Raw genomic sequence first — 16,044 nt, 5'->3', positions numbered from 1 at the left:
TTCCGGGGCCGGCGGTCGTCTACCCGGAGACCGTCCCGCCCCACGCAAGGAGGACACCGTGCGCCCGATCGTCGTCACCACGTTCCTGACCCTCGACGGGGTCGTGCAGGCCCCCGGCGGCCCGCAGGAGGACACCTCGGGCGGCTTCCGCCACGGCGGCTGGCTGGTGCCGTTCTTCGACGAGGCCATGGGCGCCCAGATGGAGCGGTGGTTCGCCCCCGCCGAGGACTTCCTCCTGGGCCGCGGCACCTACGAGATCTTCGCCGCGCACTGGCCGAAGGCCCCGACGGAGGGCGACCCGGTCGGCACGGCGCTGAACACGTTGACCAAGCACGTGGCGTCGCGGACGCTCACCGCGCCGCTGGAGTGGGATACCGCGCGGCTGCTCGAGGGTGACGTGCCCTCGGCGGTGCGGGAGCTGACGCAGCGGGACGGCGGCGAGCTGCAGGTGCACGGCTCGGCCGGGCTGGTGCACACGCTGCTGCGCGAGGACCTGGTCGACGAGCTGCGGCTGATCACCTTCCCGGTCGTGGTCGGCGCGGGCAAGCGCCTGTTCGCCGACGACGCGGCGCCGCGCTCGTGGCGGCTGACCTCGTCGGAGGTGACGTCGACCGGAGCCGTGATGGCGGCCTACCGGCGGGTGGGCGAGCTGGAGACCGGGGACCTGACGCTCCCGGGGTGAGCCGGCAGCGGGTTCCACGTGGAACCCGCCGCCGCCCACCTCAGGGCCAGCGGACCGCCGGGTGCTCCGCCCGAGCTCGGTGGCGTGGACGAGGGTGCAGCCGCCCGTCCGCTCCTCGTACCACCGCTCTGGGTCGGCCAGCAGGGCACGCGCTGTGTCGTGCGACAGCAGGGCCGGCCCCGGCACCGGCGAGTTGCCTGCCTCGTCCCGGGCATCGTCGCGCAGCTCGATCAGCTCCGCGTCGAGCCGGCGCAGCAGTTGCGCGGAGCACGCTCCCAGGTCCGGCGCATCCCACCAGTCGTCCCGGTCGTCGAGGAAGCGCCCTGCCGACGGGCCCGGCGGGGACCAGGCCTGCTCCCCGGAGCGTCACGTGCGGCACGGCGCTCCCGGCGGGGCGCCCCGGACGACGCTCCGCCTCTGCTCCCCGTGCGGACCAGGGGCAGAACCTCCCGAGGGGATCCCCGGCCCCGGCGCCGCCGTCGCGAGGTCTTCGGTGGCGCAGCACGGCCGGGCCGGGGAGTGTGTCCATGATCGGTTCCGGACGCGACGACGAGGTCGCGGGCGAGCGAGGAGGTCCCATGGCGGAGGTCCACGGCAGGTGCGACGAGCGGTTCGCGGGGGTGCGCGAGGCGCTGGCGCAGCAGCTGGACGGCGAGGAGCTCGGCGCATCGGTCGCCGTGGACCTCGACGGCGAGACCGTCGTCGACCTCTGGGGCGGTCACCGCGACGAGGCGCGCACCCTCCCGTGGTCGGAGCACACGATCGTCAACGTCTGGTCGACGACGAAGTGCGTGCTGGCGCTGGCCGCCCTCATGCTCGTCGACCGCGGCGAGCTGGACCTCGACGCCCCGGTGGGCGACTACTGGCCGGAGTTCTGCGCGAAGGGCAAGAAGGACGTGCGGGTGCGGCAGCTGCTGTCACACACCTCCGGCGTCTCGGGCTGGGAGCAGCCCTTCTCCATCCGCGACATGTACGACTGGCACTTGGCCACCGAGCGGCTCGCCCAGCAGCGCCCCTGGTGGGAGCCGGGGACGGCGTCGGGCTACCACGCCAACAACCAGGGGCACCTGGTCGGCGAGGTGATCCGGCGGATCACCAACACGACGTTCAAGAAGTTCGTGGCCGACCGGATCGCCGACCCGCTGGGCGCGGACTTCCAGATCGGGGCGCGGGAGTCGGAGGTGTCGCGGATCGCGCCGGTGGTGCCCCCGCCGCGCCCGGACGTCGACCCGCGCACGCTCGACCCGGAATCGGTGGCGGTGAAGACCTTCACCGGCCCGCTGGCCTCGGCGAAGGCCGCCAACAGCCCGGAGTGGCGGGCCGCCGACCTCGGTGCGCTCAACGGCCACTCCAACGCCCGCGGCGTCATGCGGGTGCTGCGCACGCTGTCGCTGGGCGGCGAGGCCGGCGGGGTGCGGCTGCTGCAGCCCGCCACCGTGGAGAAGGTGCTCGACGTGCAGGCCGACGGCGTGGACCTGGTGCTGGGCGCGCCGTTCCGCTGGGGGACGGGCTTCTGCCTCGGCTCCCCGACGGTGCCCTACGTGCCCGAGGGCCGGACCTTCTTCTGGGGCGGCTGGGGCGGCTCGCTGGCGGTGGTGGACCTCGACCGGCGGCTGACGATCACCTACATGATGAACCGGATGGGCGGCGGGCTGATCGGCTCGCCGCGCAGCGAGGCCTACGTGCGGGCCGTGTACGACGCGCTGGCCTGATGGACCTCGACGACGTCCTGCCGCGGCCGGAGCACGTCACCCGGCAGACGCGCTGGATCGCGGCCGGGCCCGAGGCCGTCTGGGACGCGCTGCACGCGGTCCGTCTCTCCCAGCTGCCGGTGACGCTGGTGCTGGGCGCGGCCCGGTTCCTGCCGGTGGTGCTCTCCGGCCGCGGCCTCGGGCAGCTGCACGACCGGCCGTTCCTGGACGCGCTGCCGGTGCCGCTGCTGGGCGCCGAGGGGCCGTCGTCGGTGGTCTTCGGCGGTCCGCTGCAGGCCTGGCGCCTGGACGGCGGCGACGACGGCCCGGCGTTGGATGCGCCGGCCTTCCGCCGGTTCACCCAGCGCGGCTGGGTCAAGGCGGCGATCGACTTCCGGTTGACCGCGCGCGGCGGCGGCACGGACCTGAGCTCGGAGACCCGCATCACGTCGACCGACGAGGTCACCCGCCGCCGGTTCGACCGCTACTGGCGGCTGATCCGGCCGGGCAGCTCGGCGGTCCGCTGGGAGGTGCTGACGGCGGTGGAGCTCAAGGCCACCGGCCGCCTGCCCTGACCCGTCACCCCCTTCGAGCATGCGCGCTGACAGTGAGGGCCCGGCGTCCAGCACCCGGCGGCCGGCGCACATCGTCGGTGGGGGGCGGCCGTGACGCGTGGCGCATCCGCCCGGCACGATCCGCCCATGGCTTGGCCGAGAAGGACATCCCCGACCTCGCCGGGCGCACCGCGGTGGTGACCGGTGCCAACGGCGGCCTCGGCCTGCAGACGTCGCTCGCGCTGGCCGGTGCGGGTGCGCACGTCGTCCTGGCCGCGCGGGACCCGCAGAAGACGACGGCCGCGGTCGCCCGGATCGCCGAGCGGTACCCGGCGGCGTCGCTGGAGGTCGTGCCGCTCGACCTGGGCGATCTCGCGGCAGTGCGGGCCGCGGCGGGCGCGGTGCTGGCCGGGCACGAGCGGGTCGACCTGCTGGTGAACAACGCCGGGGTGATGGCGATGCCGCAGTGCACCACCGTCGACGGCTTCGAGCTGCAGCTCGGGGTGAACCACCTCGGGCACTGGGCGCTCACCGCGCACCTGCTCCCCGCCCTCCTCCATGCGCCGTCGGCCCGGGTGGTGACGGTGACGAGCACGGCGCGCCACCGCGCCCGGCGGCTGGACCCGGCCGACCCGCACCTGCGGCGCGGCTACGGGGCGTGGGCCTCCTACGCCCGGGCCAAGATGGCCAACCTCCACTTCGCCCTGGGGCTGCAGCAGCGGTTCGCGCGGGCCGGGGTGTCCGCGGCCTCGCTGGTCGCGCACCCCGGGCTGTCGAACACCGACCTGCAGGCGCGGTCGGTGCGGGAGGGCGGCGCCGGGTGGGTGGGGGCGTTCTTCGAGGCGCTGACGGCGCGGTCGGGGATGACGCCGTTCGAGGGCGCCCGGCCGCAGCTGCGGGCGGCGACCGACCCGCGGGCCGGGGGTGGGGAGCTCTACGCGCCCCGGTTCGGCTCCAACGGACCAGCGGTGCGCCGGCCGATCCTGCGCCGGTGGGCCCTGCAGGAGCAGATCGACGTCCTGTGGGAGGTGTCGGCGCGGGAGACCGGCGTCCCGCTGGAGGTGCCGCCCGCCTGACCCGCGTGCCCGCCTGACCCGCGTGCCCGCGCCCCGACTTCCGGGAAGTAGGGGCCCGGTGGGGCCGACGGGGCCCGGTTTCCCGGAAGTCGGGTCGCCCGGGCTCAGCGGGGGAGCGGGCCGTGCCCGGGCTCGCTGCCGCCGGGCACGTGCCGCTCGGTGCCCCGCCCGACCCGTTCCCCGCAGACGTCGCACACCCAGGAGGCGGCGATGCGGTGCCCGTGGTGGTGCAGCTCCACCGGCGGTGAGTCGGCGACGTGGCGGTCGCCCCACTGCATGAGCGCCTGCAGCACCGGCAGCAGGTCGGTGCCGGCCCGCGTCAGGTGGTAGTCGGCGCGCGGCGGGGTGCGGCTGTACTCGCGCCGCTCCAGCACGCCGGCGTCGACGAGTGCGGCGAGCCGGGCGGCCAGCCGTTCCCGGGGAGCACCGGTGCCGCGGAGGATCTCGCTGAACCGGTGCGCGCCCAGCGACACCTCGCGGACGATCAGCAGCGCCCACCGGTCGCCGACGACGTCGAGCGCGCCCGCGATCGAGCAGCGCCGGCCCGGGAGCGCGTCCAGTCGCGTCGTCATGCCTACAGGTTCGCATATCGAACCGACTCGTGTAACGTCCCGACCCATCTGGTTCGGAAACCGAACCATCGACGGTGCAGGGGTGCCCATGAGCACGACGGCGGAACCGCAGGCGGCGAGGGCGACCCGGCCGGGGCTGGTGCTCCTCGTGGTGTCGGCGGCGGTGTTCCTGGCCAGCCTCGACCTGTTCATCGTCAACGTGGCGTTCCCGGCGCTGAGCCGGTCGCTCGACGCCTCGACGACGGCGCTGTCCTGGGTCCTCAACGGCTACACGATCGGCTTCGCCGCGCTGCTCGCGCCGGCCGGCCGGGTCGCCGACCGCATCGGCCGGCGGCGGGTCTTCCTCACCGGGCTCGCGGCCTTCGGCGCCGGGTCGCTGGGCTGCGCGCTGGCCTGGGACGTCGGCAGCCTGGTCGCCTTCCGCGTCGTGCAGTCCGTGGGTGCCGCCCTGGTGACGGCGACGTCGCTGGCGCTGCTGCTGCACACCTTCCCGCCGGCCCGGCGGGCGCAGGCGATCGCGGTCTGGTCGGCGGTGGGCGGGGTCGCCGCCGCGCTGGGGCCGCCGATCGGCGGGCTGCTGGTCGAGGCGTCGTGGCGGTGGGTGTTCCTGGTCAACCTGCCGGTCGTCGTCGCGGCGCTGGTGGTGGGCCTGCGGGTGCTGCCCGAGTCGTGGGACGAGACCGAGACCCGCCGCCCCGACGTCGTCGGCACCGCCCTCCTCGTGCTGGCCGTCGGCGCGCTGGCCTACGCGCTGGTCGACGCGCCCGAGCGGGGCTGGGGCGACGCGGTCGTCGTCGCCTCCTTCGCCGCGGCCGTGGTCGCGGGCGTGCTCGTCGTCGTCCGGGCGGCGCGGGCGCCGGCAGGGCTCGTGCCGGTGCTGCCCCTGCCGCTGTTCCGCGCCCGGGCGTTCGCGCTGGCCTGCCCGTCCATCGCCGCGTTCATGGCCGCGTTCGCCGCGATGCTGCTGGGAAACGTGCTGTGGCTGACCGGCGGCTGGGGCTACACGGCGGTCGAGGCCGGCTTCGCGCTGGTGCCCGGGCCGCTGCTGGCCGCGCTCGCCGCCGTGCCGGCCGGCCGGCTCGGCGCGCGGGTCGGCTGCGGGGTGGTGGCCGCGGCCGGGACGGCGCTGTTCGCGCTGGGCGGGCTGTGGTGGCTCACCCAGGTCGGCGCGGACGCCGACTACCTCACCGCCTTCCTGCCCGGCCAGCTGCTCACCGGTCTCGGCGTGGGGCTCACGCTCACCAACCTGTCGGCGGCGGCGTCCTCCGCGCTGCCCCCGGGTGCGCTGGCCACCGGGACCGCCACGTTCGGGGCGTCCCGGCAGCTCGGCGCGACCCTCGGCGTCGCGCTGCTGCTGGCCGCCGTCGCCCGCAGCGGCGGGGAGCTGCCCGGGGCCGACCGGGGCTGGCTGCTCGTCGTCGTCCTCGCCGCCGGGGCCAGTGCGCTCGCGCTGGCCATCGGCCGCGCCCAGCACCCCGATCTCCGCCCCGCCCCCCGAGAGGAAGCCCCGTGACCGCCACGACCACCGCCGGACGCCGGCTCTCGTTCGACCCGACCTGGCGCTCGTTCACCGCGACGCAGGGCGGGCTGGTCGTCGGCCACCTGCTCGACGCCGCCGCCGCGCTGGCCGGGGCGCCGCCGCGCGCCGTGACCGCGCACCTGCTCGGCGGGGTGGCCGCCGACGTCGAGGCGGAGGTGACGGCCGCCGCCGACCGGACCGGCCGCACCGGCAGCGTGCGCAGCGAGCTGCGGCAGGGCGGCGAGCTGCGCGCGGTGGCCCAGGTGCTCACGCTCGCCCGTCCGGCGTCCGCGGGGATCGAGCACGGGGCGCCGGCGGAGCAGCCGCGGGTGGCCGACGGCATCCCCTTCGAGCTGCCGCGCGAGTACGTGCCGGTCGCCGAGCACACCGAGATCCGGGCGCTCGGCGCGTCACGCCCGCTGGCCGGGGGCAGCGAGCCGCGGCTGCACGCCTGGGTGCGCATCCGCGGCGGGGAGCTGGCGCCGCTCGTGCAGCTCGGCGTGCTGCTGGACGCGCTGCCGCCGTCGCTGTTCGCCGTCCGCACCGCCCCGGCGGCGATGCCGACGGTGGAGCTGACCGCCCACCTGACCGGGCCGGTGCCGGCGACCGGGGCGTGGGTGCGGGTGGACCAGCGGACCGTCTGGTGCGACGACGACGTCGCGATCGACGACGTCGAGCTGCGGGCGGAGGACGGCTCGCTGGTCGCCCGCGGCCGGCAGACCCGGCGGCTCCCGGCCGGCTGAGTCACGGGTGTGCGCTCGCCGGGGTCACCCACCGCCCCGTGACCCCGGTTTCCGCACAGCCGCCCGGATCAGCGGCGGGCGGTCGGATCGGCCCTGCGGCGCTCTCCCCAGGCGAAGCGGGTCTCGCAGACCCAGTCCTCGAGGTGGTCGGCGAGGCGCGCGGCCAGGGCCCCCGGTCCGGCCCGCTCGAACCCCTCCCACGACGGGCTGCTCAGCAGGTCGCGGAACATCTCGCCGCGGGCGACGACGCGCACCCAGATCTCGTCCGGGGCCACGCCGTCCTCCCGCCACAGCTCGGCGGACTCGAACTCGTCGTCGCGCAGGACGCTGCGGGCCACCGGCTCGACGACGTCGGCCCGCAGGCGGTCGAGCTCGTCCTCCGGCACCCGGCCAGCATGGTGCCCGCGGTCAGCCGCCGTCCAGCAGACCGGCTAGTAGCACGTCCAGTGCTACTCTGCTCGGCATGCTGCGGATCGGCGTGCGCGAGCTCCGGCAGAACGCGAGCAAGTATCTGGCGCGGGTCAAGGCAGGAGAGACCGTCGAGATCACCGAGCGGGGCGCGCTCGTCGCCCGGCTGGTGCCTCCGCACCAGGGGGATGCGGCGCGCGACCGGCTGATCGCCGCGGGGAAGCTGCGGCCGGCCGCCGCTCCGCGTCGGTTGCCGGCGCCGCTCGTCGTCGAGGGGCCGTCCGCCACCGATGTGCTGGACGAGCTCCGCGCGGACCGCGGGTGATCTACCTCGATTCGTCGGCCATCCTGAAGCTGGTCCGTGCCGAAGAGCACAGCGCCGCGCTGGCCGCCTGGCTGACCGATCGCCCTGACGTGCCACTCGTGAGCAGCGCGCTGGCGCCGGTCGAGGTGCTCCGCTCGTGCCGGCGCATCGACCCGCGGCTGGGGGAGCAGGGGCGTGCCGTCCTGGCGGTGCTGGATCTCGTGCCTCTGGATGACCACGTCCTGACCGCGGCGGCCGAGCTCCCGGAGCCGTCGCTACGCAGCCTCGATGCGCTGCACCTGGCCAGCGCGCTGGCGCTCGATCCCGACCTGGAGACCTTCGTCGCCTACGACGCCCGCCTCCTGGAGGCGGCCGCCGCGGCCGGACTGGACGTGTCGCAACCGGGAGCCTGACCGCTCATCTCCCTACCGCAGCGGCGGCGCTGCTGCGGAGCACGCGGGTGATCCTGCCCGTCGTCGCCTGGGCCTGGCTCGGCTGGCTGCCACCGCGCTGACCTCGCCCCCTGCGGACCACTGCTCGCCCGCAGCTGATCGCAGACCCGGCCCCAGTGGTCCGTTCCCATCGAGGACGTCTCGTGCGCCTTCGGCCCGTCGCCGCCCCGCTCGCCCTCGCTTGTGCGGGAGGGACCCTGCTGCGTCAGGGCTTGTTGCCGTGGGCGGCGACGGAGAGCGGCTCCCAGGCACGCCACTCGGCCAGCCGGGACTCGTAGTCGCGGGTGGCGATAGCCAGCGGCCCGTCGCCGAAGAAGACCCGCAGCGGCGGGTTCTTCGCATCGATCAGTTGCAGCACCGCCTCGCGGGTGGCGAGCGGGTCGCCGGGGTTGCCGGCGCGGGCCTTGCGCTGCTCGGCGGCCTTCTCGCGGAAGGCGTCGTAGGCCGGGTCGGGGGTGGCGTGCTTCGCCGAGGTGCCGCCCCAGTCGGTGGAGTAGGCGCCGGGCTCGATGATCGTCACCTTGATGCCGAAGTCGGCCACCTCCGCGGCCAGGGACTGGCTGAACCCCTCCAGCGCCCACTTCGAGGCGTTGTAGATGCCGATGTTCGGGAACGCGCTGATCCCGCCGATGCTGCTCACCTGCAGGATGTGGCCCGAACCCTGGGCGCGCAGGTAGGGCAGCGCGGCCTGGGTGACGAACAGGGCGCCGAAGACGTTGGTGTCGAACTGGGCGCGGGCCTCGGCCTCGCTGATCTCCTCGACCATGCCGAACTGGCCGTAGCCGGCGTTGTTGACGACGACGTCGAGCCCGCCGAACCGGTCGTGCGTCTGCGCGACCGCGGCGAACACGGCCTCGCGGTCGTCGACGTCGAGCCGGATCGGCAGCACCCGGTCGCCGAACCGCTGCACCAGGTCGTCGAGGCTCGCGGTGTCCCGGGCGGTGGCGGCGACGGTGTCACCGCGCTCGAGGGCGGCGATCGACCACTCGCGGCCGAAGCCGCGGGATGCGCCGGTGATGAACCAGGTCTTGGCCATGCTGGGGTCTCCTTCGTCGGGCGTCCGGGCTCGTCAGCGCGTGCGTTCCCCGTCCTGTTCCCGCAACGAGCGCGCCCGGCTCGGCTCGGCCGCACGACGGACCGTGGTGGACCAGCGGCGGTTGCGGGTAGGCGCCCGTCCATGCCGGAGACCCGATTCGAGTCCTTCGTCCACCTCGTCGACGTCGGCCCCGAGCGAGCTCTCGTCGCCTGGGGTGGCTTCTGGTTCCGACGCGACGCGCCTGCGGGGCGCTGGCGGGTGGTGGAGGACGAGCTGCTCGACGAGGTCGATCCAGGCCGGATCGACAGCATCGGTGCGCGCTCGGCCCCCTACGGTGCGGCGCTGGTCGAGGTGCTCGACGACTCCGGCGACGTCGTCGCCGCGGCGCGGACGGACACGGCCAACCACACCTGGGTCGAGGGGCTGCGGCCGGACACCGGCTACCGCTACCGGATCACCGTGGACGGCCGGCCGTGGGCCGCCGGCGAGCGGTGGGACTGGGGACCGGTGCCGCGCGGCGGGCTGGACCTGCGGCCGGGCGGACGGTCCTACGACCTGCGCTTCCGCACCCACCCGGCACCGGATGCGCGGGTATCCCTGGATTTCGTGGTCCTGGGCGACTACGGCGTCGGGATCGTCGTCGACTCCGAGAGCGCCCGCCGGCAGCGGCGGGTCGCCCGGGTGCTCGAGCGGCTCGTGGACCGGTCCGGCGTCCGGCTGGTGGTGGGCACCGGCGACAACGTCTACCAGGGGCAGGTCGACCGGGTGGACGGTGAGAGCGGCGGGCACGACGACGACTGGTACTCGAGCTTCTACCAGCCCTACCGCTACGCCCTGGCGCGGGTGCCCTTCTACCCGGCGGTCGGCAATCACGACACCAGCGACAGCGAGACCGCAGACGACCGCGAGGAGGTGCGCGACAACTTCTTCACCGACCTTCGCTTCACCCCGGCCGCGGCGGGGGAACGGGCCTCGGTGGAGCCGGGGATGTTCTACCGCTTCCGGTTCGGCGCCGACGTCGAATTCGTGTGCCTGGACACGTCGCTGGCCGACTCGCTGCCCAACCGGCACTTCTTCGAGAGCCCGGAGCACCAGGGCTTCCTCGACCGTGCGTTCCCGGCCGACGATGCCGGGGGCCCGACCTGGCGGTTCCCGTTCTCCCACCACCCGACCTACTGCGCCGGACCCCACCACCCCAACACCGCGTCGATGGTCGACAAGCTCGTGCCGTTGTTCCGCCGCTCCGGGGTGCGGGCGGTGTTCGCCGGGCACGAGCACAACTTCCAGGTCTCCCGCGCCGACGGGATCGACTACTTCCTCTCCGGCGCGGGCGGGCAGCTGCGCGAGGAGGCGCCGCGGGATTTCGAGGCGGCGCACACGGTGGCGTGGGCCGCGCAGTCGCACCTGCTCCTGGCCGCCGTGGGCGGCGACACGCTCACCGTCACGCCGTACGCGGCGCTCGGGGCGGACGGCGAGCCGGAGGCGATGACGGCGCTGGGGCCGGACAACCGCGTGGTCGAGGTGCCGTTCGTGGTGTCCGCGTCCTGACCCCGGCGGCGTCCGGGCTCACAGGTTGCGGCGGACGCCGGCCTCCTGCTCGAGCTGCTCGGTCTGCTGGGCCAGTGGCTGGTCCAGCGCCGTCCGGGCCTGGTTCCGCCGGCCGAGCGGCAGGACCGTCCGGTGCGCGGTGTCCTCGAGCAGCAGCGCGGCGGCGCCGTAGAACGCCAGCACGGTGATGGCGAGGGAGAGGGTTCCCGCCGCTGTCTGCAGCCCGGTGGCAGCCGGCAGTTCGTACAGGCCGGCGAGCAGCGTCCGGACCGCGGCGACGAAGAGGATCACGGCGAGCAGCAGCTGGCCGTTGGTCGCGATCACCCCCAGCAGGAGGACCACAGCGGCGAAGGTCAGCAGGTACAGGCCGAGGACGACGCTCGTGGAGCCCGGCCGACCGACGAGGTACTGGACGCCGACGGTGGCCCACGAGCCGGCGAAGACGCCGAGGCCGGTGCCGGCGAGCCCGTCGCGCGAGAGGAACGCGAAGACCGCGGCGATCAGCTCGAGCGGGGCCACGAAGGTCAGCAGGAGGACGCCGGCCTGCGGCACCTGCGGGATCGGGATCCAGCCGAGCCCGATGCCGCCGAGCACGGCCATCCCGGTGCCGAAGACGAAGAAACCCAGCGGCACGGCGCTTCCGAGCGGGCGCAGCGTGATCCGCACCGGATCGGCGCCGGGACGGACCGATCCGTCGGAGCTGGTCATCAACTCGGGAAGCTCGACGGTGTCACCCTGGGGGGGGGGGGGGGGGGGGGGGGGGGGGGGGGGGGGGGGGGGGGGGGGGGGGGGGTAGCCGGTCGTCGTGAGCGGGAACGGGCGCCGGGCGGACCCGGCCGGGTCGCCGGAGGCCGCGCCACCGGAGGGTCACCACCCGGACCGGACTCCTTACGGTGGGTCACGCGCGGGTCGGGCAGAACCGGGTGGCGACCGACCCGCGCATACCGGCGCGTTCAGTCGCGGCGGCGGCCCATGCGGTAGCCGACCAGGATGCCGATCAGCGTCAGCAAAGCGCCGCCCACGGCGCCGAGCGCCAGGGTCTGCGCATCGCCGGGCGTTCCCGCGGAAACGCCCGCGCGGCCGGTGAACACCTGCGGCGCGCCCTCGGGAGCGGGGGCGGCGTGCTTGCCGGCCGCCTCCGCCTCCGCCGTCGAGCTCACCGCGGCCGCGGACGGCGCGACGGCCGCCGGCACCGCGGCGCCGGTCAGCTCGGCGTCGATGGCCTTGAAGAACTGGCCGGCCATCCGCTTGGCCACGCCGGTGATCATCCGCTGGCCCACACCCGCGACCGGCCCGCCGATGACGGCGTCCGCCGAGTAGGTGAGGTTCGTGGCGCCGTCCTCGGACGGGGCCAGGGTGATCGTCACCGTCGCCCGCGCATTGCCCGGCGCACCGGCGCCCGACGCGTGCATCACGTAGGAGGAGGGCCGCTGCTGGTCCGACAGCCGCACCTCGCCGGCGTAGGTCCCCTTGATCGCGCCGACGCCGACCGAGACGTTCATCTTGTACTCGTCGTCGCCGACCTGCTCCAGCGACTCGCAGCCGGGGATCGTCCGCGCCAGCACGGTCGGGTCGGTGATCACGGCCCACACCTTCTCGGGGTCGCCGTGCAGCACCGCAGAGCCGTCGAGCTTCACGCCATCACTCCAGTCCCCGCCCGGCGCCCGGCCGTCGCGGTCATCTCCGAATCAGGGGAACGCACCAGGTCGTACAGCTCGGTCGGCGAGATCGGCATCGACGCGATCCGCCGCCCCACCGCGTCCTCGATCGCCGAGGCCAGCGCCGCCGTCCCCGGGATCACGCCGGCCTCGCCGGCGCCCTTGATGCCCAGCGGGTTCAGCGGCGAGGGGGTCTGCTGGTGGTCGATGTCGATGTCGGGCACCTCGGAGGCGTACGGCATCAGGAAGTCCATGAACGAGGCGTTCTGCAGCTGCCCGTCGGCGTCGTAGGCCATCCGCTCGTACAGCGCCCCGCCCACGCCCTGCGCGACGCCGCCGTGCACCTGGCCCTCGACGATCATCGGGTTCACCACGTTGCCGCAGTCGTGCACCACCGCGTACTTGACGACGTCGATCTCCCACGTGGCCGGGTCGATCTCCACGATCGCCGCGTGCGCGCCCGACGCGAACGTCGACCGGATCGGCGAGTAGTAGTCGCGGTGCTCGAGCCCGGGCGCGTCGCCCTCGGCGATCGGCGGCTTGTCGTCGTCGCCGGGCTTGGCGAACTGCGTGGCCTGCCGCGCCGCCTCGTCGAAGGCGTACCGCAGCGGGTTCGAGAGCACGGCCACGGTGCGCAGCGGGATCGACGTCCCCGGCACGCCCTTCACCTGCACCAGGCCCTCGTCGATCTCGAGGTCCGCAGGCTCGGCCTCCAGGACGTCGGCGGCGATCCGCAGGGCCTTCTCGCGCACCCCGCGGGCGGCCAGCGCGATCGCGTTGCCGCTCATCACCGCGGCCCGCGAGGCGAACGTGCCGACGGCGTACCCGAAGCGGCGGGTGTCGCCGGTGGTCACCTCGACGTCCTCGATCGGCACCCCGAGCTCGCTGGCGACGATCTGGGCGAACGCCGTCTCGTGCCCCTGCCCCTGCGAGGTCAGCCCGGTCGAGACCAGCACCTTGCCGCTGCCGAGCACCTGCACGTGCCCGCCCTCGTACGGCCCGGGTCCGGTGCCCTCCACGTACAGCGCCATCCCGACGCCGAGCAGCTTGCCGCGCGCCTCGGCGTCGGACCGCAGCCGCGAGGCCTCGTCCCAGCCCACGAGGTCCTTGAGCTTGACCAGCAGCCCCGGGTAGTCGCCCGAGTCGTAGATGACCGGCCGGCCGTCCTGGAACGTCAGGTGGTGGTCGTAGGGGAACTGGTCGGGCTGGATGAGGTTCCGCTCGCGCACCAGCGCCCGGTCCAGGCCCAGCTCGTCGGCGATGCGGTCCATCGTCCGCTCCATCGCGTAGCAGCCCTGCGGCCGCCCGGCGCCGCGATAAGGGGTCACGATGACGGTGTTGGTGAACACCGACTCGACGATGACGCGGTACACCGGGATCGCGTACGGCCCCACCAGCTGGGTCGCCGTCACGATCGGCACGATGATCCCGTAGGGCGTGTAGGCGCCGTTGTCGTGCCAGATGTGCACGTCGAGGGCGGTGATCCGGCCGTCGTCGTCGTACCCGACGGTGATCTCCTGCCGCTGCTGGCGCTCGTGCGCGGAGCCGATGAAGTGCTCCCGCCGGTCCTCGGCCCACTTCACCTCCCGGCCCAGCGCGATCGCCGCCATCGGCACCAGCAGCTCCTCGGGCCACGGGTGCACGATCTTCACGCCGAAGCCGCCGCCGACGTCCGGCGCGATCACCTCGACCTTGTCCAGGCTCAGGTCCAGCTTCGCCGCGATCGCCGCGCGGACCGACGTCGACGCCTGGGTGCTCGTGTACACCCGCAGCGACGAGTCGTCGGCGTCCCACTTCGCGTGCACGCCCTTGCCCTCCATCGGCATGCAGGCGCTGCGCTCGATGTACTGGGTAAAGCTCAGGGCCCGCGGGGAGGCGGCCAGCACGGGCTCGACGTCGCCGGTCTCCTGGTGGTGCCGGGCCGCGATGTTGTCCGGGATCTCCTCGTGCACCGCGTGCTGCGCCGCGCGTGCGGCGTCCACCCCGACGACGACCGGGAGCTCCTCGTAGGTGACGACGATGCGGTCGCAGACGTCCTCGGCGACGTACCGGTCGGTGGCGACCACCATGACCACCGGCTCCCCGACGTGGTTGACCTCGCCGTTGGCCAGCGGGAACCCGGTGCGCGGCGAGTGCAGCTGCGGGTGCGGGATGAGCACCGGCAGCGGCTCGGCCATCGGGCCGGTGAGGTCCTCGTAGGTGTAGATCGCGACGAGGCCCTCGACGTCCAGCGCCTCGTCCACGTCGATCGAGACGATCCGGGCGTGCGCGTGCGGGGAGCGCACGAAGGCGGCGGCCAGGGCGGTGTGCCCGATGTCGTCGAGGTAGCGGCCCTTACCGGTGATCAGCCGCTGGTCCTCGCGCCGGCGGACCGGTTCGCCGAAGAGCTTGGTGGTCATGCGTCGGCGTCCTTCATCGCGGCGGCCGCGTGGTGCACGGCCTTCTTGATGTTGGCGTAGCCGGTGCACCGGCAGAGGTTGCCGCCGACCATGTCCTCGACCTCGTCCTCGGTGAGCTCCTCGGCGTTGTCCCGCGCCTCGAGCCCGGCCGCGATCGTCATGAGGAAGCCCGGCGTGCAGAACCCGCACTGCAGCGCGTGGCACTCGCGGAAGGCCTCCTGCACCGGGTGCAGCACCTGCCCGCCCTGGTGGTCCTCGCGCGCCAGCCCCTCGACGGTGCGCACCTCCGCGCCGTCCACCTGCACGGCGAGCATCAGGCACGAGCGCACCGGGGCGCCGTCCACGACCACCGTGCAGGCACCGCAGACGCCGTGCTCGCAGCCGACGTGCGTGCCGGTCAGCCCCAGGTCGTGGCGCAGCGCGTCGGAGAGCAGCCGGCGCACCGGCACCGTGGCTTCACGTGGAACACCGTTCACGGTGACGGTGATGGTCCGTTCGGTGTCGATGCTGGTCATGCGGCCCTCCCAGCGGCCTCTGCGGCGGCGTCCGCCAGCGTCCGCTCGGTCAGCACCCCCACCAGCAGGCGCCGGTAGTCGGCGCTGGCGTGGATGTCGGTGTCCGGGTCGACCAGCGTGCGCGCGAGCGCCCCGGCGGCGGCCCAGTCGGCCTTCTCCACCGGCGAGCCGGCGACGGCCTCGGTCAGGTCGTGCACCTCGGGGGTCAGCCCCACCGAGACGTAGGAGGCCAGCACCCGCTCGACCCGCCGGTCCTCGGACAGGGTGACGACGACGCCGGCGCCGCAGACCGCGTAGTCGCCCTTGCGGCGGGCGACCTCGGCGAACGCGGTGCCCGAGCGCGGGGGCAGGGCCGGGAAGGTGGCGGCGGTGACGACGGCGCCGGCGGGGATCGAGGTCTCCAGCGGGCCGACGAAGAAGTCGCGCCAACCGACGACCTCGCTGCCGGCCGTCGTCGCCACGGTGACCGAGCCGTCGGTGAGCGCGAACACCGAGGTCATCTCGCCCGAGGGGTCGGCGTGCGCGATCGAGCCCACGGTGGTGCCGCGGTTGCGGATCGCCGGGTGGGCGACGTTCGCGGTCGCCCGGGCCAGCAGCGGCTGCACCGCGGAGGCTCCCTCGTGGCGGAGCAGCGCGTCGTGCCGCACCAGAGCCCCGACCGTCACGCCGTCGGCGGTCACCTCGACGGCGTCCAGGCCGGGGATCCGGTTGATGTCGACCAGCGTGGCCGGCGCCGCCAGGCGCATGGACAGCAGGGGCAGCAGCGACTGGCCACCCGCGAGCACCTTGGCGCCCTCGTCGGACAGGACCGCCAGGGCCTCTCCCAGGCTGCTGGGATCGGCGTAGCGGAAGGGGGCGGGCTTCACCGGCTCCGGTCACCTCCGTGC

The 16,044-nt window shown here is 74.6% G+C and carries 17 protein-coding genes; 9 read left to right on the top strand and 8 right to left on the bottom strand.

Going from position 1 to position 16,044, the window contains the following annotated elements:
- The first annotated feature begins 58 nt into the window (after positions 1-58).
- The 4 genes from BMW62_RS19120 to BMW62_RS19105 all read left to right on the top strand — a co-directional run bounded on the left by BMW62_RS19120 (position 59) and on the right by BMW62_RS19105 (position 4,003).
- Positions 59-682: a dihydrofolate reductase family protein gene (locus BMW62_RS19120; RefSeq protein WP_091934380.1), complete on the top strand. Its 624-nt coding sequence runs from the start codon at positions 59-61 to the stop codon at positions 680-682.
- A 578-nt stretch (positions 683-1,260) separates the two neighbouring features.
- Positions 1,261-2,394 (top strand): serine hydrolase domain-containing protein, encoded by a 1,134-nt coding sequence (locus BMW62_RS19115; RefSeq protein ID WP_091934378.1) that lies wholly within the window; start codon positions 1,261-1,263, stop codon positions 2,392-2,394.
- Entirely contained in the window at positions 2,394-2,948 is a 555-nt protein-coding gene (locus tag BMW62_RS19110; protein ID WP_091934375.1) for a hypothetical protein, read from the top strand. Before BMW62_RS19115 ends, BMW62_RS19110 begins: the two co-directional genes overlap by 1 nt.
- Positions 2,949-3,079: 131 nt before the next feature.
- Complete coding sequence (locus tag BMW62_RS19105) at positions 3,080-4,003, top strand: SDR family NAD(P)-dependent oxidoreductase (protein ID WP_091934372.1); 924 nt, start codon at positions 3,080-3,082, stop codon at positions 4,001-4,003.
- Positions 4,004-4,107: 104 nt separating this feature from the next.
- Here the strand turns inward: BMW62_RS19105 and BMW62_RS19100 are convergent, their stop codons facing one another.
- Positions 4,108-4,575 carry a winged helix-turn-helix transcriptional regulator gene (locus tag BMW62_RS19100; protein ID WP_091934369.1) on the bottom strand — a complete coding sequence of 156 codons (468 nt, stop codon included), beginning with the start codon at positions 4,573-4,575 and terminating at the stop codon, positions 4,108-4,110.
- Between the two features lie 88 nt (positions 4,576-4,663).
- On the opposite strand from BMW62_RS19100, the gene BMW62_RS19095 reads away from it, so the two are divergent.
- A complete protein-coding gene (locus BMW62_RS19095) occupies positions 4,664-6,088 on the top strand; it encodes an MFS transporter (RefSeq protein WP_091934367.1) in 1,425 nt (474 codons plus the stop codon).
- Complete coding sequence (locus tag BMW62_RS19090; protein WP_170852467.1) at positions 6,085-6,837, top strand: thioesterase family protein; 753 nt, start codon at positions 6,085-6,087, stop codon at positions 6,835-6,837. The genes BMW62_RS19095 and BMW62_RS19090 overlap by 4 nt, the downstream gene beginning before the upstream one ends.
- Before the next feature lie 68 nt (positions 6,838-6,905).
- Here the strand turns inward: BMW62_RS19090 and BMW62_RS19085 are convergent, their stop codons facing one another.
- Complete coding sequence (locus BMW62_RS19085) at positions 6,906-7,223, bottom strand: hypothetical protein (RefSeq protein ID WP_091934361.1); 318 nt, start codon at positions 7,221-7,223, stop codon at positions 6,906-6,908.
- 77 nt (positions 7,224-7,300) lie between these two features.
- Between BMW62_RS19085 and BMW62_RS19080 the strand changes: the two genes are divergently transcribed.
- Both BMW62_RS19080 and BMW62_RS19075 read left to right on the top strand, forming a co-directional pair.
- The gene (locus tag BMW62_RS19080) at positions 7,301-7,570 is read left to right on the top strand and encodes a type II toxin-antitoxin system Phd/YefM family antitoxin (RefSeq protein WP_091934358.1); all 270 of its coding nucleotides are present in this window, start codon (positions 7,301-7,303) and stop codon (positions 7,568-7,570) included.
- Positions 7,567-7,962 (top strand): PIN domain-containing protein, encoded by a 396-nt coding sequence (locus BMW62_RS19075; protein ID WP_091934355.1) that lies wholly within the window; start codon positions 7,567-7,569, stop codon positions 7,960-7,962. The genes BMW62_RS19080 and BMW62_RS19075 overlap by 4 nt, the downstream gene beginning before the upstream one ends.
- Positions 7,963-8,206: 244 nt before the next feature.
- On the opposite strand, the gene BMW62_RS19070 is transcribed toward BMW62_RS19075, so the two are convergent.
- Positions 8,207-9,037: an SDR family oxidoreductase gene (locus BMW62_RS19070; protein WP_091934352.1), complete on the bottom strand. Its 831-nt coding sequence runs from the start codon at positions 9,035-9,037 to the stop codon at positions 8,207-8,209.
- A 141-nt stretch (positions 9,038-9,178) separates the two neighbouring features.
- Between BMW62_RS19070 and BMW62_RS19065 the strand changes: the two genes are divergently transcribed.
- A complete protein-coding gene (locus tag BMW62_RS19065) occupies positions 9,179-10,585 on the top strand; it encodes a metallophosphoesterase (RefSeq protein WP_091934349.1) in 1,407 nt (468 codons plus the stop codon).
- A gap of 18 nt (positions 10,586-10,603) precedes the next feature.
- Here BMW62_RS19065 and BMW62_RS19060 read toward each other — a convergent pair whose 3' ends face one another.
- The 5 genes from BMW62_RS19060 to BMW62_RS19040 form a co-directional block, all read right to left on the bottom strand.
- Complete coding sequence (locus BMW62_RS19060) at positions 10,604-11,293, bottom strand: GPR1/FUN34/YaaH family transporter (RefSeq protein WP_139206311.1); 690 nt, start codon at positions 11,291-11,293, stop codon at positions 10,604-10,606.
- A 245-nt stretch (positions 11,294-11,538) separates the two neighbouring features.
- Positions 11,539-12,222: an SRPBCC family protein gene (locus tag BMW62_RS19055; RefSeq protein WP_091934346.1), complete on the bottom strand. Its 684-nt coding sequence runs from the start codon at positions 12,220-12,222 to the stop codon at positions 11,539-11,541.
- Positions 12,219-14,642, bottom strand: coding sequence for an aerobic carbon-monoxide dehydrogenase large subunit (gene cutA / locus BMW62_RS19050; RefSeq protein ID WP_091934343.1), 2,424 nt, complete (start codon positions 14,640-14,642; stop codon positions 12,219-12,221). Before cutA ends, BMW62_RS19055 begins: the two co-directional genes overlap by 4 nt.
- A complete protein-coding gene (locus BMW62_RS19045) occupies positions 14,639-15,157 on the bottom strand; it encodes a (2Fe-2S)-binding protein (protein ID WP_091934341.1) in 519 nt (172 codons plus the stop codon). Before BMW62_RS19045 ends, cutA begins: the two co-directional genes overlap by 4 nt.
- On the bottom strand, positions 15,154-16,023 hold the full coding sequence (locus BMW62_RS19040) for an FAD binding domain-containing protein (protein ID WP_091934338.1): 870 nt from the start codon (positions 16,021-16,023) through the stop codon (positions 15,154-15,156). The genes BMW62_RS19045 and BMW62_RS19040 overlap by 4 nt, the downstream gene beginning before the upstream one ends.
- Between the last annotated feature and the right edge of the window lie 21 nt (positions 16,024-16,044).

The organism is Blastococcus sp. DSM 46786, from assembly GCF_900109665.1.
Classification (GTDB): Bacteria; Actinomycetota; Actinomycetes; order Mycobacteriales; family Geodermatophilaceae; genus Blastococcus; species Blastococcus carthaginiensis.
Note: the sequence above shows the minus strand (reverse complement) of the source record. Positions and strands in the feature narration are given on the sequence as shown.

Coding starts and splice junctions, on each gene's coding strand:
- BMW62_RS19115 (WP_091934378.1), top strand. CDS start 1,261: ATGGCGGAGGTCCACGGCAGGTGCGACGAGCGGTTCGCGGGGGTGCGC.
- BMW62_RS19110 (WP_091934375.1), top strand. CDS start 2,394: ATGGACCTCGACGACGTCCTGCCGCGGCCGGAGCACGTCACCCGGCAG.
- BMW62_RS19100 (WP_091934369.1), bottom strand. CDS start 4,575: ATGACGACGCGACTGGACGCGCTCCCGGGCCGGCGCTGCTCGATCGCG.
- BMW62_RS19095 (WP_091934367.1), top strand. CDS start 4,664: ATGAGCACGACGGCGGAACCGCAGGCGGCGAGGGCGACCCGGCCGGGG.
- BMW62_RS19080 (WP_091934358.1), top strand. CDS start 7,301: ATGCTGCGGATCGGCGTGCGCGAGCTCCGGCAGAACGCGAGCAAGTAT.
- BMW62_RS19070 (WP_091934352.1), bottom strand. CDS start 9,037: ATGGCCAAGACCTGGTTCATCACCGGCGCATCCCGCGGCTTCGGCCGC.
- BMW62_RS19065 (WP_091934349.1), top strand. CDS start 9,179: ATGCCGGAGACCCGATTCGAGTCCTTCGTCCACCTCGTCGACGTCGGC.
- BMW62_RS19060 (WP_139206311.1), bottom strand. CDS start 11,293: ATGACCAGCTCCGACGGATCGGTCCGTCCCGGCGCCGATCCGGTGCGG.
- cutA (WP_091934343.1), bottom strand. CDS start 14,642: ATGACCACCAAGCTCTTCGGCGAACCGGTCCGCCGGCGCGAGGACCAG.
- BMW62_RS19045 (WP_091934341.1), bottom strand. CDS start 15,157: ATGACCAGCATCGACACCGAACGGACCATCACCGTCACCGTGAACGGT.